The following is a 23,166-nucleotide window of genomic DNA, read 5'->3' as shown; positions in this document are numbered from 1 at the left end:
ACCCGGACGAACGGCACTCTCGTCGGTACCTAGCCGACGAAAGTGCCGTTCGTCATGCGAATCGCGCTTCCGGAGCCCCTGGGTCAGGTCGACGGCAGCAGGTGCTGTTCCTCGGCGTGGTGGCAGGCGCTCGGGTGGTGGCCGCCGCCGCGCACGACCAGGTCCGGCACCTCGTCCTCGCAGATCTCCGTGGCCTTCCAGCACCGCGTGCGGAAGCGGCAGCCGCTCGGCGGGTTCACCGGGCTCGGGACGTCGCCCGTCAGGCGGATGCGGGCGCGGGCGGCGCGCACGGCCGGGTCGGGCACCGGCACGGCCGAGAGCAGGGCCTGCGTGTACGGGTGCGCCGGACGGTTGTAGATCTCGTCCTCCGAGCCGATCTCGACGATCTTGCCCAGGTACATGACGGCCACGCGGTCGGACAGGTGCCGCACCACCGACAGGTCGTGGGCGATGAAGACGTAGGAGAGCCCGAACTCGCGCTGCAGGTCGCCCAGCAGGTTCATCACCTGCGCCTGGATGGACACGTCGAGCGCGGACACCGGTTCGTCGCAGATGATCACTTCCGGCTTCAGCGCGAGTGCGCGGGCGATCCCGATCCGCTGCCGCTGCCCGCCGGAGAACTGGTGCGGGTAGCGGTTGATGTGCTCGGGGTTGAGCCCGACCACGTCGAGCAGGTCCTGCACACGTCTGCGCCGCTCACCCTTCGGGGCCACCTCGGGGTGGATCTCGAACGGCTCCCCGACGATGTCGCCGACGGTCATCCGCGGGTTCAGCGACGTGTACGGGTCCTGCAGCACGATCTGGATCTGCCGGCGCAGGGACTGCAGCGCCTTGCCGCGCTTGGCGAACACGTCCTCGCCGTGGAAGCGGACCTTCCCCGACGTCGGCGGCTCCAGCCGCATCAGCACCTGCGCGAGCGTCGACTTCCCGCAGCCGGACTCGCCGACCACCCCGAGCGTCTCGCCCTTGTGCAGGTCGAACGACACGCCGTCGACGGCCCGCACGTGCCCCACGGTGCGCTTGATGACGATGCCGGTCTGCACCGGGAAGTGCTTGACGAGGTCCTCGACCTCCAGGATCGGACTCATCGCCTGACCAGCTCCTCGGCGAACAGGCACGCCGACGAGCGTCCGGCGGGCAGCAGCTCCAGCGGGGGCACCACCTCGCGGCAGACGTCGGCGGCCATCGGGCAGCGCGGGTGGAACGGGCACCCGGGCGGGATGCGGGTGAGGCTGGGCGGCAGGCCCTTGATCGCCCGCAGCGTGCTGCCCTTCGTGTCCACCCGCGGGATCGACTCGAGCAACGCGCGGGTGTAGGGGTGGCAGGGGTTGGCGTAGAGCGCGTGCACGTCGGCGTGCTCCACGATCCGCCCCGCGTACATCACGGCGATCCGGTCGGCCACCTCCGCGACCACGCCCAGGTCGTGCGTGATCAGGATCAGGCCCATGTGCCGCTCGGCCTGTATCTCGGCGAGCAGGTCCATGATCTGGGCCTGCACCGTGACGTCGAGGGCCGTGGTGGGCTCGTCGGCGATGAGCACGTCCGGGTCGAGCGCCAGCGACATCGCGATCATGACGCGCTGGCGCATGCCACCGGAGAACTGGTGCGGGTGGTCGCGCACCCGCTGCTTCGCGCCCGGGATGCCCACCAGGTCCAGCAGCTCCACGGCGCGCTTCTCGGCGTCGCGGCGGCTCATGCCGCGCCGCGTCCGCAGCTGCTCGCCGATCTGGAACCCGACGGTGAACACCGGGTTCAGCGCAGACAGTGCATCCTGGAAGATCATCGCGATGTGCTCGCCGCGCAACGCGCGCCGCCGCTCCGGCGCGGCCGTCAGCAGCTCCTCGCCCCGGTAGCGCACCGCACCGCCGGTGACCACGCCCGGCGGGCTCTCCAGGATCCCCATGACGGTGTTGGCGGTGACGCTCTTGCCCGAGCCGGACTCGCCCAGCACGGCGAGCGTCTCGCCCGCGCCCACGTGGTAGTCGACGCCGTTGAGCACCTTCGCGACGCCGTCGCGGGTGCGGAACTCCACGTGCAGCCCGTCGACCTCGAGCAGCGGTGGCTCCTTGTGCAGGTCCATCAGCGGCCCTTCGGGTCGAACGCCTCGCGCACGGCGTCGCCCAGCATCACGAAGGCGAGCACCGTGACGGCGAGGAACGCGGCGGGGAACAGCAGCAGGAACGGGGCCACGCGCAGGTAGTCGCGGGCCTCGCTGATCATCACGCCCCACGAGACCACCGGCTCGCGCAGCCCGATGCCCAGGAACGACAACGTGGCCTCGGCGCCGATGAAGGAACCGAGCGAGATCGTGGCGTAGACCAGCACGGGAGCGAGGCAGTTGGGCAGCATGTGCTGCCAGATCACCCGCGCCGGTCCGGCGCCGAGCGCGCGGGCGGCGCGGACGTAGTCCTGGTCGCGGGCCGCGATCGCGGCCGAGCGCATGATCCGCATCGTGACGGGCCACGAGAGCACCGCCATGGTCAGCACGACCAGCGAGGTGATGCCGACGGCGTCGCCGCCGACCGACTCGCGGAACGTCGAGAGGATCACGATCGCGCCGAGCACGAACGGCAGGCCGAAGAAGACGTCGGTGACCCGGGAGACCAGGTTGTCCACCCAGCCGCCGTAGAACCCCGCCAGCAGGCCGAACACGCCCCCGATGACCAGCGTGAAGGTGGTGGCCAGCACGCCGACGATGATCGAGACGCGGGTGCCGTAGATCGTGCGGGCGTACACGTCGCGGCCCAGCAGGTCGTAGCCGAACCAGGCCTGCGCCGACGGCGCCTGCCTGCTACGGGACAGGTCGCCCGCGGTGGGGTCCACCGAGGTGAACAGCTGCGGGAAGGCGGCGAGCACGAGCAGCACCGCGATCAGCGCGACCGAGATCAGGAACAGCGGGCGGCGGCGCAGGTCGTGCCAGGCGTCGGAGCCCAGGCTGCGGGGCGTGTCCGGGCCCTCGCCGCCGGCCGCCAGGTCGGGGCCCGCCTCGGCGATCGGCCCTGCGGTGCCCAGTGCGCTGGGGTCAGACATAGCGGATCCTCGGGTCGAGAACGGCGTAGAGCACGTCGACCAGCAGGTTCATCAGCAGGTAGACGATCACGAGCAGGACGACCACCCCGGTGACGGTGGCGCCCTCGCGGGTGGCGATGGAGCGGAAGATCAGCCCACCGATGCCCCGGATGTTGAAGATGCCCTCGGTGACGATGGCCCCGCCCATCAGCGACCCCAGGTCCACGCCGAGGAACGTGATGACGGGGATGAGCGAGTTGCGCAGCAGGTGCACGCCCACCACCCGGCGCGGCTCCAGGCCCTTCGCCACGGCGGTGCGCACGTAGTCGGAGCGCCGGTTCTCCGCGATGGAGGTGCGGGTCAGGCGGGTCACGTAGGCCATCGAGAGGCTGCCGAGCACGAAACCGGGCACGAGCAGCTCGAGCCACCCCGCCTCGGACGAGACCGTCGGGCTGATGATGCCCAGCCGCAGCCCGAGCACCGTCTGCAGCACGTAGCCGGTGACGAACGTCGGGATCGAGATCAGGAACAGGGTCGAGACGAGGACCAGGTTGTCGAGGAAGCCGCGCGAGCGCAGGCCGGTGAGGATCCCGGCGATCAGCCCGATGACGGCCTCGATGACCAGCGCGACGATCGCCAGCCGCAGCGTCACCGGGTAGGCGTCGGCGATGAGCTCGCCCACCGGGATGCCGGAGAACGTCTCGCCGAAGTCGCCCTGCAGCAGGTTGCCCAGGTAGCGCAGGTACTGGACGACGACGTTGTCGTCGAGGTGGAACTCCTCGCGCATACGGGTGATGTAGGCGTCCGGGCAGGGCCGCTCACCGCACTTGCCCGCGAACGGGTCGCCGGGCAGGGCCCAGACGAGGAGGTAGATCAGGAACGTCGTCCCGATGAAGACCGGGACTAGCTGGAGGAGCCGGCGGAGGACGTAGCGTCCCACGATTTCACCTTCCGGTTGGCGCCACGGCGTTCTGTGCCGTGGTCGCGACCGCGGACGGCGGCCGGGTCGGGTGGCCCGGCCGCCGCCGTCACTTCCTGTGCGTGTAGGTCACTCCGAGACCGTGACGCTTTCCAGGTCGAGCTCGCGGAACGGTGTCACCGTGACGTTCTGCATCCGCTCCGACCAGCCGGCCTGGAAGGACTGGAAGTACACCGGGATCGCGGGCATGTCCTGGATGATCATGCGTTCCGCCTCCTGGTAGAGGGCGTTGCCCGCCTCGATCGACGGTGCCGCGTCGGCCTCCGCGAGCTTCGCGTCGACCGCCGGGTTGGAGTACTCGCCGTCGTTGGTGGAGGCGCCGGTGCGGTACATCGGGTTGAGGAAGTTCTCGATCGACGGGTAGTCGGCCACCCAGCCGGTGCGGTAGAGCTGGCTCATCTCCCGGGCGTTGATCGCCGTGCGGAACTCGCCGAACGTGGGCACCGGCACGAAGTTGCACGGCACGCCGAGCGAGTTCGTGATCGTCACGCAGGTGGCCTGCATCCACTCGGCGTTGCCGGAGTCGGCGTTCGAGGTGAGCTCGATCGGACCCTGGAAGCCGGACTCCGCGAACAGCTGCCTGGCCCGCTCCGGGTTGTGCGTGCACAGCTCGCCGCACTGGTTCTCGGCGCGGCCCGGCACGTTGGGCGCCACGAGGCCGTCGGCGGGCGGGCGGGTGCCGCCGAAGATCTGCTGGTTGACCGCCTCCCGGTCGATCGCCATGGAGATGGCCTGCCGCAGCCGCGGGTCCTGGTAGCGCGCGTCGTAGAGGGGGAAGCCCAGCCGCTGCACGCCGAGGTAGGTCTTGGAGATGCTGCGCCCGGCGAGGTCGGTCTCGTACAGGTTGCCCGCGAGGCCCGACGGCGGGATGACCTCGATGAAGTCGAGGTTGCTCGCCACGACGTCGGCGTAGGCGGCCTCGGCCGACTCGTAGAAGCGGAACTCGACGCCGCCGATCGAGGGCTTCGGGTCGCCCGGCCACTCCTCGTAGCGCTCGACCTCGATGTTCACGCCCGGCTGGCGGGAGACGTAGCGGAACGGGCCGTTGCCGATCGGGTTGGCCTCCCAGGCGGCCTGGTCGGCGAAGAACGAGTCGGGCAGCGGCGCGAAGGCCCGGTAGCCGAGCATGGTGGGGAACACCGCGAACGGTTCGGAGAGGGTGACCTCGAGCGTCCGGTCGTCGACGGCCCGCAGGCCGGACATCTCCTGCGCCGCGGGCTGCGGCGCCTCCTGCGGACCGGAGGCGCCGTCGGGGTCCTCGGTGTGGACGTCCGCGTAGCCCTGGATCTGGGAGAAGAACGACCCGTTCTGCTGACCGTTGGGGGAGTACGCGGTGAAGTTCCAGGCGTTGACGAAGTTCTGCGCGGTGACGGGGGTGCCGTCGTGGAACGTCCAGCCGTCCCGGATCGTGATCGTGTAGACCCGCGAGTCGGTGGTCTCGATCGACTCGGCGACCAGGTTCTCCGGCTCGGCCGTCTCCGGGTTGTACTCGACGAGCGGGCTGAACAGCGCGTCGATGACCTTGCCGCCGCCGGTCTCGTTCGTGTTGCCCGGCACCAGCGGGTTCTCCGGCTCGGTGCTGTTCACACTGATCGTGACGTCGGTCGGCGCGCCGCCCGCGTCCGCGCCGTCCCCGCCGTCCGTGCCCCCGCCACCGCACGCGGTGGTCAGCAGGGCGACGGAGACCGGCAACGCCAACCAGGCAGTCGCTCGTCGTGCTCGCATGGGCTCCCGAATCCCTCTGGCGGCAGCGCGGGTCGCGCGCCAGCCGCGTCGCTGGTGCTTCCGGCGGGGACCGTAACGCGTCTCACTGTGACCGACTGAGTCCTGAAGGTCACAAATGTGTTGCGTCCCGTCCACTCGGGTGTGTGTCGTACGTCCACGTAGAGTGCGACCGTGACGCCTCCTGCCCGGCGGAGACTGCTCCTGGTGCACGCCCATCCCGACGACGAGACGCTGGCCACCGGCGGCACGATCGCGCGGTACGCGGCGGAGCCGGACACCGCGGTCACGCTCGTGACCTGCACGCTCGGGGAGCAGGGCGAGGTGATCCCCGCCGAGCTCGCCGAGCTCGCGCCCGAGCGGGGTGACCAGCTCGGCGGCTACCGGATCGGCGAGCTGGCCGCCGCGTGCTCCGCGCTGGGCGTGCGGGACCACCGGTTCCTGGGCGGACCCGGGCGGTGGCGCGACTCGGGGATGGCGCTCGCCGGGCACGGGGTGCGGGCGGCGCTGCCGGAGCGGTTGCACCCGCGCGCGTTCGCCCGGCCCGAGCACTTCGACGCGGAGGTCGATGCGCTCGTCGCCGTGCTGGAGGAGGTGCGTCCGCAGGTCGTCGTCACCTACGCCCCCGACGGTGGCTACGGCCACCCCGACCACGTCCGCGCGCACGACATCACCGCGGCCGCGGTGCGGCGGGTGCCGGCACGGCTGTTCAGCACGGTGGTGGGCCGGGCCGGGCTCGAGGCCGGGCTCGCCCGGCTCGCCGACGCGCCCGGGCTGCCGTTCCGGATGCCGGGGCCCGACGAGCTGCCCAGCGTGCCGGACGGCACCATCGGCACGAGGATCGACGTCACGTCCCAGCGGGACGCGCGCCTGCGCGCCCTGCGCGCCCACGCCACGCAGGTGGCGGTGTGGGAGGGGGAGGGGGCCACGGCCTTCGCGGTGAGCAACATGGTCGCGCAGCCGTTCCTCGACGTCGAGGAGTACGTCCCGGCCGACGGACGGGGGGCACCGGCCGAGGACCTGTTCGGGGAGAGCGACGATGGTTGAGCGCACGGCCGAGGACGCCGGGGAGCGGATGCTCGTGCCGGACGCGCCCGAGCCGCTGGTACCCGCCGGTGCGTTGCTGGCGCTGCTCGTCGTCGACGGGCTGCTGCTCGGCGCGTTCGGCCTGGTCTTCACGCCGCTCTACACGAACGGCATCCCGGTGCCGATGGGCGCGGTGCTGTCGATGCTCCTGCTCCCGTGGCTCGTGCGCCGCGCGGGTGAGATCGACGGCAGGCCCGCCGTCGCGAGCGCGCCGCTGACGGCGTGGGTCGTCGCCGTGGTCGTGCTGGGCCTGTTCGGGCCGGGTGGCGACGCGATGCTGGCCGCGAACTGGCAGTCGCTGCTGCTGCTCGTCGGCGGGATCGGCGTCGGGCTGTGGGCGGTGCGCGCCGTGCTCGAACAGTCCTATCGCGAGCAGGCCCACCGCGAGCGTTCCGGTGGCTGAGCACATCCCGGACCGGGCGATCGTCGCGGTCCTCCGGCCCTTCGTCCGGGCCACGCGGCCCGTGCTCGACGGGTTGCGGGAGTCGGACCCGTTCGGCCTGCGCACGCGCGCCGCGGCGGCCGGCGGTGCGGACCGGGACCTGCGCGAGCGGGTCCTCGACGCGCTCGCGGCCGTCGAGGTGCCGGGTACGGCGGCGTGGGCGGCCATGGACGTGCCGGCCCGTTCGCGCTGGTGGGTGCGCCGCGTCGGCCGGTTCACCACCCTGATCGCGGCGGTGCCGGGCCTGGGCGGGGCGCTGGCCAACCGGCTGCCCGTGTCGAAGGCGGTCGGCGCGGCCGGGCAGGGCCTGCTGCTCGTGGCCATCGCGGGCGAGCACGGCGTGCGCGACGAGGACGGTCTTGTCAACCTGCTCGGGGCGGTGCTGTTCGACCGCGACCTGCACGTCGCCGCGGCCACGGGCGCCGAGGACGCCGCCGCCGACGCCCGGGCGGCGGAGCTGACCGGTGACCTCGTGGACGCGGGCTCCGCGCCCACGCTCGCCCGCGTCGGGCGCGCGGTGTGGCGGCTGGGTCGCGCCCTGTTCGCCGTGGAGGACGAGCTCGACAAGCGCCCGCACGGCAACTTCCTGCACGAGGGGCTGGGCATGCTCCCGGTGGTCGGCGCGGTGGGGAAGTACCTGGGCGAGTGGTCCGGCCTGAAGAAGGCCGCCCGCGAGGCCGAGAAGCGCCTCCGGCGTCAGGACCACTCGGCGGGAGGCACCAGGTAGCGGTAGCGGTGGTGCTCGACGTAGCCGAGCCGGTCGTAGAGCGCGCGGGCGCCGTCGTTCTGCAACGCCACCTGCAGCACCGCCCAGCGCGCCCCCCTCGAGGCTCCCCACGCCCCCGCCGCGGCGAGCAGCGCGGTGGCGTGGCCGCGGCGGCGGGCGGCGGGCACGACCGCGAGCGTCGACACGTGCACGTGGTCGGCCACGACGGTGGCCCTGACCTGTCCGAGCAGCGCGCCGTCCCGATCGCGCAGCGCCCCGAAGGCGGTGTCCGGCGCCCCGGCGAGGACCTGGCGCTGGGCGGGCGTGGGCGGGCCGCCGACCGCGAGCCGCCACCAGTCCGGCGACGGGTGCGCGGGCAGTTCGATCGCCGGGCCCGGCGGCGCCTCGGCGACCGGGGCCACCAGCACCGACACCTCGGCGCCCCGCGCGTGCCCGACGTCGAGGACCCAGCCCGCCGCGGCCACCGCGCCGTCCCAGGGGGAGCCGACCGGCACGTGCACGCGGGGGGCGACGCCGTGCTCGCGGGCGAAGCCGCGCAGCGCGTCGAGCGCGGCGGGAACCGGCACGCCGGGACTGCCGAGCGCGAGCGCGGCGTTGGCGCGTCCGGTGTAGCCGGACGCGGCACGCAGCCGCCACGCCCCCAGCGGCCGCTCGACCTGCGCGGGCCAGGCGTCGGCGCACAACCCCTCCAGCCGGGCGACCGCCGCGAGCGGGGCGCGCCGGGGCGCCGCGGGCGGCACCGCCCGCACCGCGACGACGGCGGCGCGCTCGACGCGCACGGGCCCGCGCCGGGTCCGCACGACGACGGCGCGGGGACCGTCCGCGGCGAGCTCGCCGACGGCGTCGGTGAACAGCGGACGGCCGTCGCGCTCGCCGACGCGGTGCCGCAGCGCCACCCGCGCTCCCACCAGCGCGTCCGGGATCTCCACGGGCCCATCGTGCCCGCGCGGGCGGCGCCGCGGCGATCGACTTCCCTACGACGGGGGTCACACCGCCCCCGCTCCCGATCTGCGCGGAGCGCGGGACATACTGTGGGACGTCCCTAGTTCGCCCGCGTGGAGGATCGTCCGTGACCTACGTGATCGCCGAGCCCTGCGTCGACCTGCTCGACAAGGCGTGCATCGAGGAGTGCCCGGTCGACTGCATCTACGAGGGCGGGCGGATGCTCTACATCCACCCCGACGAGTGCGTCGACTGCGGCGCCTGCGAGCCGGTGTGCCCGGTCGAGGCGATCTACTACGAGGACGACGTGCCCGAGCAGTGGAGCGCCTACACGAAGGCCAACGTCGACTTCTTCGACGAGCTGGGCTCGCCCGGCGGCGCCTCGAAGGTCGGCAAGGTGAACCGGGACGTCGAGCCGGCCCTGAGCCTGCCGCCGCAGCAGCACGACGAGTGACGTTCTCGCTCCCCGACTTCCCCTGGGACAGCCTCGCCGAGGACAAGGCGCTGGCGGCCGCCCACCCCGGCGGGATCGTCGACCTCTCGGTGGGCACCCCGGTGGACCCGGTCCCCGCGGTCGTGCGCGACGCGCTGGCCGGGCCGGCCGCCGACGTCCCGGGCTACCCCACGACGCACGGCCCCGAGTCCCTGCGCACCGCGGTCGCCGGGTCGCTGCGGCGCCGGTTCGGCGTCACCGTCGACCCGGTCGCGGTGCTCCCGACGATCGGGTCGAAGGAGCTGGTCGCCTGGCTGCCCACGCTGCTCGGGCTCGGCGCGGACGACACGGTGGTGATCCCGGAGCTCGCCTACCCGACCTACGAGGTCGGGGCCCGGTTCGCCGGCGCGCAGCACGTCCGGTCCGACTCCACCGCGGCGCTCGGGCCACGCCGGGTCGCGCTGGTGTGGCTGAACTCGCCGTCCAACCCCACGGGGCGGGTGCTGCCGGCGGCGCACCTGCGCAAGGTGGTCGACTGGGCCCGCGAGCGCGGTGCCGTCGTGGCGTCGGACGAGTGCTACCTCTCGTTGTCCCAGGGCGCGCCCTCGGTGCTGCACCCGGACGTCTGCGGTGGCTCGCACGAGGGGCTGCTCGCCGTCCACTCCATGTCCAAGTCCTCCAGCCTCGCCGGCTACCGGGCGGGCTTCGTCACGGGCGACCCGCGGCTCGTCGCGGCACTGCTGGAGGTGCGCAAGCACGCCGGGATGATCGTGCCCCGGCCGGTGCAGGCGGCGATGGAGGCGGCGGCGGGCGACGACGCGCACGTCGGCGCGCAGGCCCGGGTCTACGACCGGCGCCGGGGCCGCCTGCGGGCCGCGTTCGAGGCCGCCGGGTACCGGATCGACCACTCCGAGGCCGGGCTGTACCTGTGGGCCACCGCGGGCGAGCTGGGCCGGGCCACGGTGCGCCGGCTGGCCGAGTCCGGGATCCTCGTGGCCCCCGGCGACTTCTACGGTCCTGCCGGGGAGCAGCACGTGCGGGTGGCGCTCACCGCCACCGACGAGCGGATCGACGAGGCCGTCGCGCGCCTGAAGCCCTGACGCCCGAGGCTCAGCCTGCCGCGTCGACCTCCGCCCACGCCGCCCGCCACTCGGCGCGCTTCGCCTCGGCGCGGGTGCGCTCGCGCTCCACGAGCCGGCCCGCGACGAACACGACGTGGGCGTCGACGACCTCGCCGAGCCCGTCCAGGAGCTCGCGGACCCGGTGCTCGGCCACGCACGCGTCCTGGTGGTCGCCGAGCACCTCCTGCAGGGCGCTCGCCGCGGCGACCAGCTGCTTCACTCGGCGTGCCGCCTCGCCGCGCAGGGCGGGGCGCACCAGCTCACCGGTGTAGCGCACGCGCTTCGCGCGGATCCGCAGCGCGTGCAGGACCTCGTCGGGCGGCTCCTCGCCCGCCCGCTGCACGTCGCGACGCAGCTTGCGCAGCTCGGTGCGGGGCAGGTCGAGCAGGTCGGGCTGGGACCGGGTGGCCGACGGGGTGGGCAGCGGGAGCCGGACCGCGTCGGCGAGCCGCTCCAGCAGCGCGGTGTAGCGCGGGTCGTCGAGGGCCGCGAGCATCGTCGCGCGCGCCTCGACCCGCTCCGCCTCCAGCGCCTCGACGAGCACGCCTCCCGCGGCGCGTTCCCGGTCGGGCAGCCCGGCGATCTCCGCGCGCAACCGCAGCAGCAGCACGTCGAGGTCGCGCACCGGCCCGAGCCCGCGGCCCAGCCAGCCCAGCTCCGTGCGCAGGACGCCGGCCCAGCCCGCGTCGAGCAGCGGGCGGGCGGCGGTCAGCGTGGCCCGCATCCGGCGCACCGCCACCCGCATCTGGTGCAGGTCCTCGATGTCGGCGCCGCTGCGGGTGCCCGGGTCGTGGCGCAGGAGAGCCCGCAGGCGCAGGTCCAGCGCGGCGCGGACGTGGTGCGCGGGCGGGTCGGACGGCGCCGCCGACACCGGGGCCGGGAGGTCGAGCACGGGCCGCGTCATCAGTTCGCGTGCAGCGCGGTGTTGAGCGCGATGCCCTCGCCGGTGCGCGCCAGCGCCTCGACGGCCCCGGTGAGCGAGTTGCGCCGCAGCAGGATGCCGCTCTGCCCGGACAGCGTGCGGGCGATGGCGGTGTGCCCGTCCGGCAGCGTGACCTTGGTGCCCGCCGTGACGTACAGCCCGGCCTCGACGACGCAGTCGTCGCCCAGCGAGATGCCGATCCCGGCGTTCGCGCCGAGCAGGCACCGCTTCCCGACCGAGATCACCTCCTTGCCGCCCCCGGACAGCGTGCCCATGATCGAGGCGCCGCCGCCGACGTCCGAGCCGTCACCGACCACCACACCGGCGGAGATGCGCCCCTCGACCATGCAGGAGCCGAGGGTGCCCGCGTTGTAGTTGACGTAGCCCTCGTGCATCACCGTGGTGCCGGCCGCCAGGTGCGCCCCCAGCCGGACGCGGTCGGCGTCGGCGACCCGGACGCCCTCGGGCACCACGTAGTCGACCATGCGCGGGAACTTGTCCACGCCGTAGACGGTGACCGTGCCGCGGGCGCGCAGCCGCGCCCGGGTCAGCTCGAAGCCCGGAACGGGGCACGGGCCCTGGTTGGTCCACACGACGTTGGCGAGCACGCCGAACACGCCGTCCATGTTCGCCTCGCGGGGCGCGATCAGCCGGTGGCTGAGCAGGTGCAGCCGCAGGTAGGCGTCGGAGGCGTCGGCGGGCGGGTCGGCCAGCGAGGCGATCGCCGTGCGCACGACGACCGTGCGCACGCCGCGGTCGTCGTCCGAGCCGGTGAGGGGTTCCAGATCGGCCGCGACGTCCGGCGCGTCGGAACCGAGAGCGGGGGCGGGGAACCAGGTGTCGAGGACGGTGCCGTCGGCGGTGACGGTGGCCAGGCCGGTGCCGGAGGCGCCCTCGATGCGCGGTGCGGTGCTCACGCATCCCACGCTAACGGGCCCGGGCGTCTCCCGGAGCCGCCGGGGCGGTGCCGCCGGGCCGCCGGACGGCGCTCGCCCAGTAGCGTCGCCGCCGTGCCGCACCTCGACCTCACCGCCGACCCCGTCGACCTCTGCGCCGCGCTCGTGGACGTCCCCAGCGTCTCGGGGGAGGAGGGGCCGCTCGCCGACGCCCTCGAGGAGGCCCTGCGGACGCAGGCCCCGCACCTGTCGGTGCTGCGCTCGGGCCACTCCGTGCTCGCCCGCACGGAACTGGGCCGGGAGCGGCGGGTGCTGCTCGCGGGGCACATCGACACGGTCCCGATCGCCGACAACGTGCCGAGCCGCCGCGACGGTGACCGGCTCTACGGCTGCGGCACGTCGGACATGAAGGCCGGCGACGCCGTCTTCGCCCACCTCGCCGCGGCCCTCCCGGAGCCGCGCCACGACCTGACCTTCGTGTTCTACGACTGCGAGGAGGTCGAGGCCGACCGCAACGGGCTCGGGCGCATCGAGCGCGAGCACCGCGACTGGCTCGCCGCCGACCTCGCGCTCCTCGGCGAGCCGACGAACGGCGCCGTCGAGGCGGGGTGCCAGGGCACGCTGCGCGCCGAGATCACCACGCGCGGGCGGCGGGCCCACTCGGCCCGCTCCTGGCTGGGCGAGAACGCCGTGCACGCGGCCGAGCCCGTGCTGCGGCGGCTGGCCGGGTACGCGGCCCGCGACGTCGACATCGACGGGTGCCGCTACCGCGAGGGTCTGCAGGCGGTGCGGATCGCCGGCGGGGTGGCCGGCAACGTCGTGCCCGACGAGTGCGTGGTCACCGTCAACTTCCGGTTCGCGCCCGACCGCGACGCGGCCGCGGCCGAGCAGCACGTGCGGGAGGTGTTCGACGGCTTCGAGCTCGCCGTCACCGACCTCTCGCCCGGCGCACTGCCCGGCCTGGGCGCGCCCGCGGCGCAGGAGTTCCTCGCCGCCACGGGGACGCGGCCCTCGGCCAAGTACGGCTGGACCGACGTCTCCCGCTTCGCCGCGCTGGGCATCCCGGCCCTGAACTACGGCCCCGGTGACCCGAACCTCGCCCACACCCGCGAGGAGCACGTCGAGCCCGCGAAGATCGCCGAGGCCGTCGACGTCCTCCGCCGTTTCCTCGGCTGACACCCGCGCTCACTACTGTGAGCAGCATGAGCACGAACGGTGACCGGCGTCCCGAGGAGAAGCAACGGGGCCCGGTGGTGCTGCGCCGGGAGCGGCGCAACGAGCCCACCACCACCGACCAGCGGCTGCTGGACTCGCGTGGCCCGAGCGACTGGGTGCACACCGACCCCTGGCGGGTCATGCGGATCCAGGCCGAGTTCGTGGAGGGCTTCGGCATGCTCGCCGAGCTGCCCCGCGCGGTCACCGTCTTCGGATCCGCGCGCACCCCGCGCGACCACCTCGAGTACGCGCAGGGCCGGGCGCTGGGCACCGCGCTGGCCGAGGCCGGCTTCGCGGTGATCACCGGTGGTGGCCCCGGCGTGATGGAGGCGGCCAACAAGGGCTGCTCGGACGCGGGCGGGTTCTCCGTCGGGCTGGGCATCGAGCTGCCCTTCGAGCAGGGCCTCAACGACTGGGTCGACCTGGGCATCAACTTCCGCTACTTCTTCGCCCGCAAGACCATGTTCGTGAAGTACTCGCAGGCGTTCGTGTGCCTGCCCGGCGGGTTCGGCACGCTCGACGAGCTGTTCGAGGCGCTCACGCTCGTGCAGACCAAGAAGGTCACGAAGTTCCCCGTGGTGCTGCTGGGCACCGAGTACTGGGGCGGGCTCTACGACTGGATCGCCAAGACCGTGCTCGACAGCGGCAAGATCGGCGAGAAGGACCTCGCGCTGCTGCACCTCACCGACGACGTCGACGACGCGGTCCGGATCGTGCAGGAGGCGTGGCGCGCGTGGGAGGAGGCGCACTGATGGGTCCGCTGGCCGTCTGCGTGTACTGCGGCTCCATCGAGGGGCTGCCCGCGCACTACCTCGAGCTGGCCGCGCAGGTGGGGCGGGGGATCGCCGCGCGGGGCTGGCAGCTCGTCTCCGGCGGCGGGAAGGCGGCGATGATGGGCGCGGTGGGCGCCGCGGCCCGGGCGGGCGGGGCCCGCACCACCGGCGTGATCCCGCAGGCGCTGGTCGACCTCGAGTGGGCCGACCACGACTCCGACGAGCTGCTGGTCGTCGACACGATGCGCGAGCGCAAGGCGCTCATGGAGGCCCACGCCGACGCGTTCATGGCGCTGCCCGGCGGCGTCGGCACCTGCGAGGAGCTGTTCGAGGTGTGGACGGCCGGGTACCTGGGGATGCACGACAAGCCGGTCGTGCTGCTCGACCCCGACGGCCACTACACGGGCCTGCTGGAGTGGGTGCACGGGCTCGGGGAGCGCGGGTTCGTGCGCCCGGAGGCGATCAGCCGGCTGGTGGTCGCCGGCGACGTCGACGAGGCGCTCGACGCCTGCGCGCGGCGCGTGGAGCGCTGACCTCCGTGGAGGGGTGAGGCCGTGGACCCGGTCACCGCGCGGTGGTTCGCCCGTCGGACCTGGCACGACCCGGCGTGGAGCGTCCGGGAGCTGGCGGCGGCGAAGGCCGGCAGGCGGGTCTCGGTCGTGCTGCCCGCCCTCGACGAGGAGGCCACCGTGGGCGCGATCGTCGCGGCGATCGTGCCGCTGACGCGCGGGCCCGCTCCGCTCGTCGACGAGCTGGTGGTCGTCGACTCCGGCTCCACCGACGCGACCGTGCGGGTCGCGGCGGCCGCAGGTGCGCGCGTGGTGCACCGCGGCGACGTCCTGCCCGATCTGGAGCCGGTGCCGGGCAAGGGCGAGGTGCTGTGGCGCTCGCTGGCGGCCACCACCGGCGACCTCGTCTGCTTCCTCGACTCCGACCTGGTCGACTTCGACCCCGGTTTCGTCCCCGCCCTGCTCGGGCCGCTGCTCACCGAGCCCGACGTCGCGCTGGTCAAGGGCTTCTACCGGCGTCCGCTGCGGCTGGAGACGGTGGATGCCGACACCGGCGGCGGCCGGGTCACCGAGCTGCTCGTGCGCCCGCTGCTGGCCGCGCTGCGGCCCGAGCTCGCCGGCGTCGTCCAACCGCTGGGCGGCGAGTACGCGGGCACCCGCGAGCTGCTGGAGTCGGTGCCGTTCGCGCCCGGCTACGGGGTGGAGATCGGGTTGCTCCTCGACACCGTCTCCCAGCGGGGCCTGGACGGCATCGCGCAGGTGAACCTGGGTGTGCGCAAGCACCGCAACCGGTCGTTGCTGCAGCTCGGGGTGATGGCGCGGGAGATCCTCGCCGCGGCGCTGGCCCGCTGCGCGGTGCCCGACGCCGGCGGCGCGCTCACCCAGTTCGTGCAGCTCGACGGGGAGTGGCTCCCCAGCACCACGACGGTCGGGACCGCCGATCGACCACCCATGCGCGAGGTGCTGGTGCGGTGACCCCGTGGCCGTGGTGGGATGGGCCGGGTGGGGACCGCGCTGATCTACCTGTTGGTCGTCGCGGCGGTGGGGGCCGCGATCTTCGGCCTGGCCTCGCTCGTGTTCGGCCGCGGCGAGGAGCTCGCGCCGCTGCCGCCCGGCGTCACGCCCACCCGGTTGCCCGCGGGCGCCATCGCCGGTGACGACGTGCGCGGGCTGCGCTTCCAGCAGGCCGTCCGCGGCTACCGGATGGACGAGGTCGACTGGGTCCTCGACCGGCTCGCCGACGAGCTGGACCGCACGGGCGCGCAGCGCGACGGGCTCGCGGCCCGCGTCGCGGAGCTGGAGTCGCAGCGGCGGCCCACCCACGCGAGCGGGTACCCCGACGGCACCGTCCGCGAGGGGGAGCGGTGACGCGCGTCGAGCTCACGGTGCCGGTCGACGTGGCGGCGCCCCCGGAGGCCGTCTGGCGGAAGGTCACCGACTGGGAACGGCAGGGCGACTGGATGCTCGGAACCCGCGTGCGCACCCTCGGCGAGGGTGACGGCAGGCGGATGGGCGCCCGCCTGGAGGCCGTCACCGGGGTCGGGCCGCTCGGCGTCACCGACCGCATGGAGATCGTGGAGTGGTTGCCGCCGCGGCGCTGCGTCGTGCGCCACCTCGGTCGCGTGGTGCGCGGCGACGGGGTGTTCGAGGTGGTCCCGGTCGGCGCCGACCGGGCCCGGGTGTTGTGGTCGGAGCTGCTGGACCTGCCGCTGGGGCGCCTCGGTGCGCTCGGCTGGCGGGTGCTGCGCCCGGCGTTCGGGGCCGGCGTCGCGCACTCGTTGCGCCGCATGGCCCGCCAGTGCGAGCAGGAGCACAGCAGCCGTGGCTGAACCGTCCTCCGCGTCGACGACCGCAACCGGCGGGGACGGGCGCGTCCGCTGCGGGTGGGCCGGCTCGGCCCCCGAGTACGTCGCCTACCACGACGAGGAGTGGGGCCGCCCGCTGCACGGCGTCACCGCGCTGTTCGAGCGGATGAGCCTGGAGGGCTTCCAGTCCGGTCTGTCGTGGCTGGTGATCCTGCGCAAGCGACCGGCGTTCCGGGCGGCCTTCGCCGGCTTCGACCCGGCCGCCGTCGCGGCGTTCGGCGACGCCGACGTCGCGCGGCTGCTCGCGGACGCGGGGATCGTGCGCAACCGCGCGAAGATCGAGGCGACGATCGCCAACGCGCGGAGCGTCCTGGATCTCGACCGGCCGCTCGACGAGCTGCTGTGGTCCTTCGCCCCGGGCCCGGCAGCGCACCGGCGGCCGGCCACGCTCGCGGACGTGCCGGCGACCTCGCCGGAGTCCGTCGCGATGGCGCGCACCCTGAAGCGGGCCGGTATGCGCTTCGTCGGACCGACGACCTGCTACGCGCTCATGCAGGCCACCGGGATGGTGGACGACCACATCGCGGAGTGCTGGCGGGCTGCGACCCCGTGACTTCGCAGGGTGAACACGGCGCGAGGTAGATCGCTCCGGTTTCACTCCTGTCCGGTCGATGAGGAAAGATGTTCCCAGCATCCTCGCCGCGCGCTCTCCCCGGCGCAGCGGCAACGTTCCGCGATGCCAACGGCTCTGGCCACTACAGATGGAGGAGGCAGGAGATGGCGGCGATGAAGCCCCGGACCGGTGATGGTCCCCTGGAGGTGACCAAGGAGGGTCGGGGCATCGTGATGCGCGTCCCCCTCGAGGGTGGCGGCCGCCTGGTCGTCGAGATGTCCGCCGAGGAGGCCAGCAACCTCGGCGACGCACTCAAGGCCGCCTCCGGCTGAGCGCGCCGCCCGCCTCGTGCGGGCCCGGTTCCCCGAACGGCACCGGCGGACGACCGCAGTCGTCCGCCGGTGCCGTTCTTCGTCGCCCCTGTTGCCGGCTCGCGCGGCTACTGCCGCGCGTCGGCCCCCGCCACCTGCGGCCCCCCGGCCCCGCCCGGCGTCACCACCTCGATGGCGACCCTGCCGCACACGCAGCGCCGGTACCGCACCCACCCCTGCGACGTGGGGTGCGTGGACAGCACCTCGGTCTCGTCGCTGGGCCACCCGCACTGCGCGCACCGCATGGCGCGCCTCCCCTCGGTAATAGCTCTACTCCGTTGGGACCTTACCGCAGGAGGCTGTGGTAGTAATAGCCCAGTGGACTTCATCGGTTACCGCAGCGACGCCCTCGGTGCGGCCGTCGACCTGGTGAACGCGGTGATCGAGGACCCCGAGGGGCGGGTGCCCGACCAGCTGCGCGGCGTGCTCGTCGCGCACGCCTACCACGCGATGGACGCCCCGGACAGCATCGAACCGGCGCTGCGGGCGTGGGCGCGCAGGCTGCGCACCGCGTTCGAGGTCTCGACGGTCGAGGAGGCGGCGGCCGCGATCAACGCCCTGCTGGTCGACGTCTCCGTCGAGCCGCACCTGACCTGCCACGACGACACCGAGGGCTGGCACCTGCACTACGCGGCGCCGGAGGCGGGACTCGTCGACCGGATGCGGGCCACCACCGCGTTCGCGCTGGCGATGCTCGTGTCCGAGTACGGCATCTCCCGCCACGGCCGCTGCGCCGCCGACGGGTGCGCCAAGGTGTTCGCCGACTCCTCCCGCAACGCCGCGCGCCGCTACTGCTCGGCGGCCTGCGCCAACCGCTCCGCGGTGGCCGCGCACCGCGCGCGGGCACGGGCCCGGGCGGCCGGTGCGGCACCCGGCGAGGCCCGCAGGACCGCTCAGCCCAGCGCGCGGTAGATCTCCACCGTGCGGTCCGCCGCCTGCGCCCAGCTGAACTCGCGCTCGGCGCGCGCCCGGCCGGCGGCGCCCATCGCGTCGGCGCGGGCCGGGTCGGCCAGCAGCGCGTTCACGGCGTCGGCGAGCCCATCGCGGAACCCGGCCTCGTCGCCCTCGTCCAGGTGCACCAGCAGGCCGGTCTCGCCGTCGGCGACCACCTCGGGGATCCCGCCCACGTCGGAGGCGACCACGGCGGTGCCGCACGCCATCGCCTCCAGGTTGACGATGCCGAGCGGCTCGTACACCGACGGGCAGACGAACACGGTGGCTGCGGACAGCAGCTGGCGCACCTCGGCGGTGGGCAGCATCCGGCGCACCCACACCACGCCGGGGCGGGCGGCGGCCAGCTCCGCCACGGCGGCCTCGGTCTCCGCGGCGATCTCCGGTGTGTCGGGCGCGCCCGCGCACAGCACGACCTGGGCGTTCGGGTCGATCCGGTGCGCGGCCGCGACGAGGTGGGCGAGCCCCTTCTGGCGCGTGATGCGACCGACGAACACCACGCTGGGCCGGTCCGGGTCGACCCCCGCCGCGCGCACCGCGTCCCGCGCCGGGTCGGGGTGGTAGAAGGCGGTGTCGATGCCGTTGTGCACCACGTGCACCCGGCCCGGGTCGAGGGCGGGGTAGCAGTCCAGCACGTCGCGGCGCATCCCGGCGCTGACGGCGATGACCCCGTCGGCGGCCTCGTAGGCGGTGCGCTCCACCCAGGACGAGAGCCGGTACCCGCCGCCGAGCTGCTCGGCCTTCCACGGCCTGCGCGGCTCCAGCGAGTGCGCGGTCACCACGTGCGGCACGCCGTGCAGCACCTTCGCGAGGTGGCCCGCCATGTTCGCGTACCAGGTGTGGGAGTGGACAACGTCCACGCTGCCGAGCGCGGCGACCATCGACAGGTCCACGCCCAGCGTCTGCAGCGCGGGGTTGGCGTCGGCCAGCGACGGGGGTGGCAGGTGCGCGTGGGTGTCCGGCTGCCCGCTGCGCGGCTCGCCGAAGCAGTGCACGTCGACGTCCACCAGGCGGCGCACCGCCGGGACGAGGTGCTCCACGTGCACGCCGGCACCCCCGTAGACGTCCGGGGGGTACTCGCGGGTGAGCAGGCCGATCCGCACGCGCGAACGGTAGGGCATCGGCGGCCCGTTCGCGGTGTCACCCACCGTTCCGGTGGCCCGACACCGTCGGGGAGCACTAGGGTCGGCTGCGTGACGACCCTGCCGGCGAGCCCGGCCCCACGGGCCGCGATCGGAGCACACGCATGACGGCGGCGCGGATGTCGCCCGCCTCACGGCTCGTGATGGGCGCCAACGTCCTGGGGATCGTGCTCGCCGGGGGTGAGGGCAAGCGGCTGTGGCCGCTCACCGCCGACCGCGCCAAGCCCGCAGTGCCGTTCGGCGGCAACTACCGCCTGATCGACTTCGTGCTGTCGAACCTGGTGAACTCGGGGATGCACCGCATCTGCGTGCTCACGCAGTACAAGTCCCACTCCCTGGACCGCCACATCTCCACCACCTGGCGCCTGTCCAGCGTGCTCGGCCAGTACATCACCACGGTGCCTGCCCAGCAGCGGCTCGGCCGCCGCTGGTACACCGGCAGCGCCGACGCGATCTTCCAGAGCCTCAACCTCGTCTACGACGAGCGGCCCGACTACATCGCGGTGTTCGGCGCCGACCACGTCTACCGGATGGACCCCGGCCAGATGCTCGCCCGCCACATCGAGAGCGGCGCGGGCGTCACGGTCGCGGGGATCCGGGTGCCGCGCGCGGAGGCCAAGGCGTTCGGCGTGATCAACTCTGATCCGGACGGCAGGATCACCGACTTCCTGGAGAAGCCCTCCGACCCGCCGTCGGTGCCCGACGACCCCGACGTGACGTTCGCCTCCATGGGCAACTACATCTTCACCACCGAGGTGCTGCTCGAGGCGCTGCGCGCCGACGCGGAGGACGGCGACTCCGACCACGACATGGGCGGCGACATCATCCCGCGCCTGGTCGGGCAGGGCGACGCCGCCGTGTACGACTTCGCCGACAACGTCGTGCCCGGGGCCACCGACCGGGACGCCGGCTACTGGCGCGACGTCGGCACCGTCGACGCGTTCTACGAGGCGCACACCGACCTCGTCTCGGTCCACCCGATCTTCAACCTCTACAACCAGAACTGGCCGATCCGCACGGCGATGGCGCCGCTGCCCCCGGCGAAGTTCGTGGAGGGCGGCATCGCGCAGGACTCGATCGTCGGGGCCGGCACGATCATCTCCGGGGCGATCGTGCGCCGCTCGGTGATCAGCCCCAACGTGCGGATCGACGCGGGGGCCGAGGTGTCGGACTCCGTCGTGCTCCCCGGCGCGCGCGTCGGGCGGGGTGCGGTGGTCCGCGGGGCGATCCTGGACAAGAACGTCGTGATCCCCGACGGCGCCCTCGTGGGCGTCGACCTCGCGCTGGACCGCGCCCGCTACACGGTGAGCCAGGGCGGCGTCGTGGTGCTGGGCAAGGGCGCCACGGCCCTCTGAGCCCGGTTCCGGTGCGTCAGCCGCGCTTCAGCGCGGCGAGGAGCCCGTCACCGAGGGGGAGCAGCACCGGGACGAGCCGCTCGTCCTGCCGCACCTGGTGGGACACCTCGCGCTGCGCCAGCGTCACGGTGTCGTCGGCCTCCGGGTCGAGGACGTTCGCGGTGAGTACTCCCGCGAGGACCACGATCCCGCCGGGGCGCAGCAGGCGCACGGCCTCGTCGAGGTAGCGCGCGTGGTCGGCCGCACCCGCGTCGACGAAGACCAGGTCGTACCCGGCGTCGGTGAGCCGGGGCAGCACCTCGAGCCCCATCCCGTTGATCAGCCGGAACCGGGACGGCCCGTACCCGGCCTCGGTGAACCCGCCCCGGGCGACGCGCTGGTGCTCCGGGTCGACGTCGATCGAGGTCAACACCCCGTCGACGGCCATCCCGTGGAGCAGCCACAGCCCGCTCACCCCGGTGCCCGTGCCGACCTCCACGACGGCGCGCGCGCCGATCGTGGCGGCCAGGAACCGCAGGGCGGCCCCCGCGTCCGGCTCCACGGGCACGCAGCCCGCCCGGGCCGCAGCCGCTCGCGCGGCCAGTAGCGCGTCGTCCTCCGCCAGGTAGGATGCGACGTGGTCGCGCAGCGCCCACAGGTCGGTGGCTGCGTCCGGGACCCACATGGTTGAAGGCTACCGAGCCCGTTCTATCAGGCTCCTCTCAGCCGGTTCTCACCCGACTTTCACGGGTATCGGGCACCGTAGGGGCCATCGGTCGGGGTCGTCGGCCGTGGGGGTACCGGGAACTTCACGCTCCGGTGCTCCGTTGACCGGAGGCACGACCCGCCGCAGGAGGTGGCACCCGACCATGAGCGAGGGCTCAGCCGCGTTGTCGAGCAGTACCGTGCTGCCCGGTGACGGGGCCGACTGGACGCCTCCGAGCTGGGACGACGTGGTGCGCGAGCACGCCGACCGCGTCTACCGCCTCGCCTACCGGCTCACCGGCAACCCGCACGACGCCGAGGACCTCACCCAGGAGACGTTCGTCCGGGTGTTCCGCTCCCTGGCCTCCTACAAGCCCGGCACGTTCGAGGGCTGGCTGCACCGCATCACCACGAACCTGTTCCTGGACATGGTGCGCCGCCGCTCCCGCATCCGGATGGAGGCGCTGCCCGAGGACACCGACCGGCTTCCCGGTAGCGGGCCCGAGCCGGAGAAGGTGTTCTCCGACACCCACCTCGACCCCAAGCTGCAGGCCGCCCTGGACGAGCTGCCCCCGGAGTTCCGTGCGGCGGTCGTGCTGTGTGACGTGGAAGGGCTCTCCTACGAGGAGATCGGCGCCACCCTCGGCGTGAAGCTGGGTACGGTGAGGAGCAGGATCCACCGTGGCCGGGCTGCGCTGCGCAGTGCGCTGGAGCGTCGCCGGGCGGAAGTCGAGGAGGTTCGCGCGTGAGCTCAGGGCGTTGGCGCATCTCGGTGACCACCCCGGACTGGGGTCATGATCACCTGTCGTCCGACGCCATCGTCGCCTACGTCGACGACGAGCTCGCGCCCGGTCCGCAGCTGCGGGCCACCCAGCACCTCTCCCAGTGCCGCGAATGCGCCGCCCAGGTGGTCGCCCAGGGGCAGGCGCGCGCCGCGCTCCGCACTGCCGACTGCCCCAGCCTGCCCACCTCGCTGCTCTCCAGCCTGCGCTCCATCCCGCAGGACACCGACCTCCCGGCCCCGCCGGCGGGGCTCGCGGTCACGCCCGAGGGCCAGTTCGTCTCCGTGCTGCGCCCCGAGCGGGTCGCGCCGCAGCGCTCCGACACGTTCACCCCGTCGGTGCACGGCAGGCGCCCGCACCGGGGGCTGCGGCTCGGCACCGGTGTCGCCGTCTCCGGGCTCGCCATCGGTGCCATCGCGTTCGCCCTCCCCACGGCGGCGGACGGCCAGCCCGACCCGGTGCCGAGCCGGCCGGGCGAGGTGCGTGGCGGCGCGGTCCCCGTCGACGCGCGGCTGCAGCTCCCGCCGCCCCCGCAGGCTCCGTCGGCCACTCCCACGCCCGTCGCGCCCACCACGGCGCCGCCGCTCGACCACGTTCCCGGCCCGGTTCCCGACCGACCCTGAACCGCCTACCCGCGGCCCGCCGGCTACGCAGACTTCACCGCCGCTGAGGCAGGCTGGTGGGGTC

General features: G+C 73.9%; 28 protein-coding genes. 17 read left to right on the top strand and 11 right to left on the bottom strand.

Going from position 1 to position 23,166, the window contains the following annotated elements:
* Positions 1-83: 83 nt before the first annotated feature.
* The 5 genes from FB558_RS40620 to FB558_RS40600 form a co-directional block, all read right to left on the bottom strand.
* Positions 84-1,088, bottom strand: a complete 1,005-nt coding sequence (locus tag FB558_RS40620) for an ABC transporter ATP-binding protein (protein ID WP_142064288.1) — start codon at positions 1,086-1,088, stop codon at positions 84-86.
* Complete coding sequence (locus tag FB558_RS40615) at positions 1,085-2,080, bottom strand: ABC transporter ATP-binding protein (protein ID WP_142064285.1); 996 nt, start codon at positions 2,078-2,080, stop codon at positions 1,085-1,087. Before FB558_RS40615 ends, FB558_RS40620 begins: the two co-directional genes overlap by 4 nt.
* Positions 2,080-3,030 carry an ABC transporter permease gene (locus tag FB558_RS40610; protein ID WP_142064282.1) on the bottom strand — a complete coding sequence of 317 codons (951 nt, stop codon included), beginning with the start codon at positions 3,028-3,030 and terminating at the stop codon, positions 2,080-2,082. Before FB558_RS40610 ends, FB558_RS40615 begins: the two co-directional genes overlap by 1 nt.
* Entirely contained in the window at positions 3,023-3,949 is a 927-nt protein-coding gene (locus tag FB558_RS40605; protein WP_142064279.1) for an ABC transporter permease, read from the bottom strand. The genes FB558_RS40610 and FB558_RS40605 overlap by 8 nt, the downstream gene beginning before the upstream one ends.
* Before the next feature lie 108 nt (positions 3,950-4,057).
* A complete protein-coding gene (locus FB558_RS40600; RefSeq protein ID WP_342787742.1) occupies positions 4,058-5,680 on the bottom strand; it encodes a peptide ABC transporter substrate-binding protein in 1,623 nt (540 codons plus the stop codon).
* A gap of 204 nt (positions 5,681-5,884) precedes the next feature.
* On the opposite strand from FB558_RS40600, the gene mshB reads away from it, so the two are divergent.
* Genes mshB through FB558_RS40585 form a run of 3 tightly spaced genes read left to right on the top strand, consistent with a single transcriptional unit; the run spans position 5,885 to position 7,965 of the window.
* Positions 5,885-6,757 carry an N-acetyl-1-D-myo-inositol-2-amino-2-deoxy-alpha-D-glucopyranoside deacetylase gene (gene mshB, locus FB558_RS40595; protein WP_246107121.1) on the top strand — a complete coding sequence of 291 codons (873 nt, stop codon included), beginning with the start codon at positions 5,885-5,887 and terminating at the stop codon, positions 6,755-6,757.
* The gene (locus FB558_RS40590; RefSeq protein ID WP_142064273.1) at positions 6,750-7,199 is read left to right on the top strand and encodes a DUF6113 family protein; all 450 of its coding nucleotides are present in this window, start codon (positions 6,750-6,752) and stop codon (positions 7,197-7,199) included. The genes mshB and FB558_RS40590 overlap by 8 nt, the downstream gene beginning before the upstream one ends.
* Positions 7,192-7,965 carry a hypothetical protein gene (locus tag FB558_RS40585; protein ID WP_142064269.1) on the top strand — a complete coding sequence of 258 codons (774 nt, stop codon included), beginning with the start codon at positions 7,192-7,194 and terminating at the stop codon, positions 7,963-7,965. The genes FB558_RS40590 and FB558_RS40585 overlap by 8 nt, the downstream gene beginning before the upstream one ends.
* Here the strand turns inward: FB558_RS40585 and FB558_RS40580 are convergent.
* The gene (locus FB558_RS40580; RefSeq protein ID WP_246107120.1) at positions 7,935-8,894 is read right to left on the bottom strand and encodes a GNAT family N-acetyltransferase; all 960 of its coding nucleotides are present in this window, start codon (positions 8,892-8,894) and stop codon (positions 7,935-7,937) included. The genes FB558_RS40585 and FB558_RS40580 overlap by 31 nt on opposite strands.
* Before the next feature lie 140 nt (positions 8,895-9,034).
* Here FB558_RS40580 and fdxA point away from each other — a divergent pair, with 140 nt between their 5' ends.
* Complete coding sequence (fdxA, locus tag FB558_RS40575) at positions 9,035-9,361, top strand: ferredoxin (protein WP_075952372.1); 327 nt, start codon at positions 9,035-9,037, stop codon at positions 9,359-9,361.
* Positions 9,358-10,440: a succinyldiaminopimelate transaminase gene (gene dapC, locus FB558_RS40570; protein ID WP_142064267.1), complete on the top strand. Its 1,083-nt coding sequence runs from the start codon at positions 9,358-9,360 to the stop codon at positions 10,438-10,440. Before fdxA ends, dapC begins: the two co-directional genes overlap by 4 nt.
* A gap of 10 nt (positions 10,441-10,450) precedes the next feature.
* Here dapC and FB558_RS40565 read toward each other — a convergent pair whose 3' ends face one another.
* Together FB558_RS40565 and dapD are read right to left on the bottom strand one after the other, a co-directional pair.
* On the bottom strand, positions 10,451-11,365 hold the full coding sequence (locus FB558_RS40565) for a CHAD domain-containing protein (RefSeq protein WP_142064264.1): 915 nt from the start codon (positions 11,363-11,365) through the stop codon (positions 10,451-10,453).
* Positions 11,365-12,309: a 2,3,4,5-tetrahydropyridine-2,6-dicarboxylate N-succinyltransferase gene (dapD, locus tag FB558_RS40560; RefSeq protein WP_425468166.1), complete on the bottom strand. Its 945-nt coding sequence runs from the start codon at positions 12,307-12,309 to the stop codon at positions 11,365-11,367. The genes FB558_RS40565 and dapD overlap by 1 nt, the downstream gene beginning before the upstream one ends.
* Before the next feature lie 84 nt (positions 12,310-12,393).
* On the opposite strand from dapD, the gene dapE reads away from it, so the two are divergent.
* From dapE to FB558_RS40515, 8 genes are all read left to right on the top strand, one after another.
* Positions 12,394-13,455 (top strand): succinyl-diaminopimelate desuccinylase, encoded by a 1,062-nt coding sequence (gene dapE, locus FB558_RS40555; RefSeq protein ID WP_142064261.1) that lies wholly within the window; start codon positions 12,394-12,396, stop codon positions 13,453-13,455.
* 26 nt (positions 13,456-13,481) lie between these two features.
* On the top strand, positions 13,482-14,246 hold the full coding sequence (locus FB558_RS40550) for an LOG family protein (RefSeq protein WP_142064258.1): 765 nt from the start codon (positions 13,482-13,484) through the stop codon (positions 14,244-14,246).
* A complete protein-coding gene (locus tag FB558_RS40545; RefSeq protein WP_142064254.1) occupies positions 14,246-14,800 on the top strand; it encodes an LOG family protein in 555 nt (184 codons plus the stop codon). The genes FB558_RS40550 and FB558_RS40545 overlap by 1 nt, the downstream gene beginning before the upstream one ends.
* Before the next feature lie 21 nt (positions 14,801-14,821).
* The gene (locus FB558_RS40540; protein ID WP_142064251.1) at positions 14,822-15,751 is read left to right on the top strand and encodes a glucosyl-3-phosphoglycerate synthase; all 930 of its coding nucleotides are present in this window, start codon (positions 14,822-14,824) and stop codon (positions 15,749-15,751) included.
* 27 nt (positions 15,752-15,778) lie between these two features.
* A complete protein-coding gene (locus tag FB558_RS40530) occupies positions 15,779-16,144 on the top strand; it encodes a DivIVA domain-containing protein (protein WP_142064248.1) in 366 nt (121 codons plus the stop codon).
* Positions 16,141-16,605 (top strand): SRPBCC family protein, encoded by a 465-nt coding sequence (locus FB558_RS40525; protein ID WP_142064245.1) that lies wholly within the window; start codon positions 16,141-16,143, stop codon positions 16,603-16,605. The genes FB558_RS40530 and FB558_RS40525 overlap by 4 nt, the downstream gene beginning before the upstream one ends.
* A complete protein-coding gene (locus FB558_RS40520) occupies positions 16,598-17,194 on the top strand; it encodes a DNA-3-methyladenine glycosylase I (RefSeq protein WP_142064242.1) in 597 nt (198 codons plus the stop codon). Before FB558_RS40525 ends, FB558_RS40520 begins: the two co-directional genes overlap by 8 nt.
* Before the next feature lie 164 nt (positions 17,195-17,358).
* Positions 17,359-17,526 carry a DUF3117 domain-containing protein gene (locus FB558_RS40515; RefSeq protein WP_142064239.1) on the top strand — a complete coding sequence of 56 codons (168 nt, stop codon included), beginning with the start codon at positions 17,359-17,361 and terminating at the stop codon, positions 17,524-17,526.
* Between the two features lie 107 nt (positions 17,527-17,633).
* Here FB558_RS40515 and FB558_RS43680 read toward each other — a convergent pair whose 3' ends face one another.
* A complete protein-coding gene (locus FB558_RS43680) occupies positions 17,634-17,810 on the bottom strand; it encodes a hypothetical protein (RefSeq protein WP_170231790.1) in 177 nt (58 codons plus the stop codon).
* A gap of 73 nt (positions 17,811-17,883) precedes the next feature.
* Here FB558_RS43680 and FB558_RS45385 point away from each other — a divergent pair, with 73 nt between their 5' ends.
* Positions 17,884-18,477 (top strand): CGNR zinc finger domain-containing protein, encoded by a 594-nt coding sequence (locus tag FB558_RS45385; protein ID WP_142064236.1) that lies wholly within the window; start codon positions 17,884-17,886, stop codon positions 18,475-18,477.
* Here FB558_RS45385 and glgA read toward each other — a convergent pair.
* On the bottom strand, positions 18,459-19,619 hold the full coding sequence (gene glgA / locus FB558_RS40505; RefSeq protein ID WP_211367188.1) for a glycogen synthase: 1,161 nt from the start codon (positions 19,617-19,619) through the stop codon (positions 18,459-18,461). The two genes, FB558_RS45385 and glgA, sit on opposite strands and share 19 nt — an antisense overlap.
* A 143-nt stretch (positions 19,620-19,762) precedes the next feature.
* Here glgA and glgC point away from each other — a divergent pair, with 143 nt between their 5' ends.
* The gene (gene glgC / locus FB558_RS40500; RefSeq protein ID WP_246107118.1) at positions 19,763-21,013 is read left to right on the top strand and encodes a glucose-1-phosphate adenylyltransferase; all 1,251 of its coding nucleotides are present in this window, start codon (positions 19,763-19,765) and stop codon (positions 21,011-21,013) included.
* Between the two features lie 16 nt (positions 21,014-21,029).
* Here the strand turns inward: glgC and FB558_RS40495 are convergent, their stop codons facing one another.
* The gene (locus tag FB558_RS40495) at positions 21,030-21,677 is read right to left on the bottom strand and encodes an O-methyltransferase (protein WP_142064230.1); all 648 of its coding nucleotides are present in this window, start codon (positions 21,675-21,677) and stop codon (positions 21,030-21,032) included.
* Between the two features lie 184 nt (positions 21,678-21,861).
* Here FB558_RS40495 and sigE point away from each other — a divergent pair, with 184 nt between their 5' ends.
* Positions 21,862-22,446 (top strand): RNA polymerase sigma factor SigE, encoded by a 585-nt coding sequence (sigE, locus tag FB558_RS40490; RefSeq protein WP_142064227.1) that lies wholly within the window; start codon positions 21,862-21,864, stop codon positions 22,444-22,446.
* On the top strand, positions 22,443-23,102 hold the full coding sequence (locus FB558_RS40485) for an anti-sigma factor family protein (RefSeq protein ID WP_142064224.1): 660 nt from the start codon (positions 22,443-22,445) through the stop codon (positions 23,100-23,102). The genes sigE and FB558_RS40485 overlap by 4 nt, the downstream gene beginning before the upstream one ends.
* The last annotated feature ends 64 nt before the right edge of the window (positions 23,103-23,166 follow it).

The organism is Pseudonocardia kunmingensis (genome assembly GCF_006716445.1).
In the GTDB taxonomy this organism is placed as follows: Bacteria; Actinomycetota; Actinomycetes; order Mycobacteriales; family Pseudonocardiaceae; genus Pseudonocardia; species Pseudonocardia kunmingensis.
The sequence above is the reverse complement of the archived record's forward strand: the minus strand, read 5'-3'. Positions and strand labels throughout refer to the sequence as shown.

Excerpts from the sequence above, each read along its gene's own strand:
- FB558_RS40620 (WP_142064288.1), bottom strand. The coding sequence starts at position 1,088 with ATGAGTCCGATCCTGGAGGTCGAGGACCTCGTCAAGCACTTCCCGGTG.
- FB558_RS40615 (WP_142064285.1), bottom strand. The coding sequence starts at position 2,080 with ATGGACCTGCACAAGGAGCCACCGCTGCTCGAGGTCGACGGGCTGCAC.
- FB558_RS40610 (WP_142064282.1), bottom strand. The coding sequence starts at position 3,030 with ATGTCTGACCCCAGCGCACTGGGCACCGCAGGGCCGATCGCCGAGGCG.
- FB558_RS40590 (WP_142064273.1), top strand. The coding sequence starts at position 6,750 with ATGGTTGAGCGCACGGCCGAGGACGCCGGGGAGCGGATGCTCGTGCCG.
- FB558_RS40565 (WP_142064264.1), bottom strand. The coding sequence starts at position 11,365 with ATGACGCGGCCCGTGCTCGACCTCCCGGCCCCGGTGTCGGCGGCGCCG.
- FB558_RS40550 (WP_142064258.1), top strand. The coding sequence starts at position 13,482 with ATGAGCACGAACGGTGACCGGCGTCCCGAGGAGAAGCAACGGGGCCCG.
- FB558_RS40545 (WP_142064254.1), top strand. The coding sequence starts at position 14,246 with ATGGGTCCGCTGGCCGTCTGCGTGTACTGCGGCTCCATCGAGGGGCTG.
- FB558_RS40515 (WP_142064239.1), top strand. The coding sequence starts at position 17,359 with ATGGCGGCGATGAAGCCCCGGACCGGTGATGGTCCCCTGGAGGTGACC.
- FB558_RS43680 (WP_170231790.1), bottom strand. The coding sequence starts at position 17,810 with ATGCGGTGCGCGCAGTGCGGGTGGCCCAGCGACGAGACCGAGGTGCTG.
- glgC (WP_246107118.1), top strand. The coding sequence starts at position 19,763 with ATGACGGCGGCGCGGATGTCGCCCGCCTCACGGCTCGTGATGGGCGCC.
- FB558_RS40495 (WP_142064230.1), bottom strand. The coding sequence starts at position 21,677 with ATGTGGGTCCCGGACGCAGCCACCGACCTGTGGGCGCTGCGCGACCAC.
- sigE (WP_142064227.1), top strand. The coding sequence starts at position 21,862 with ATGAGCGAGGGCTCAGCCGCGTTGTCGAGCAGTACCGTGCTGCCCGGT.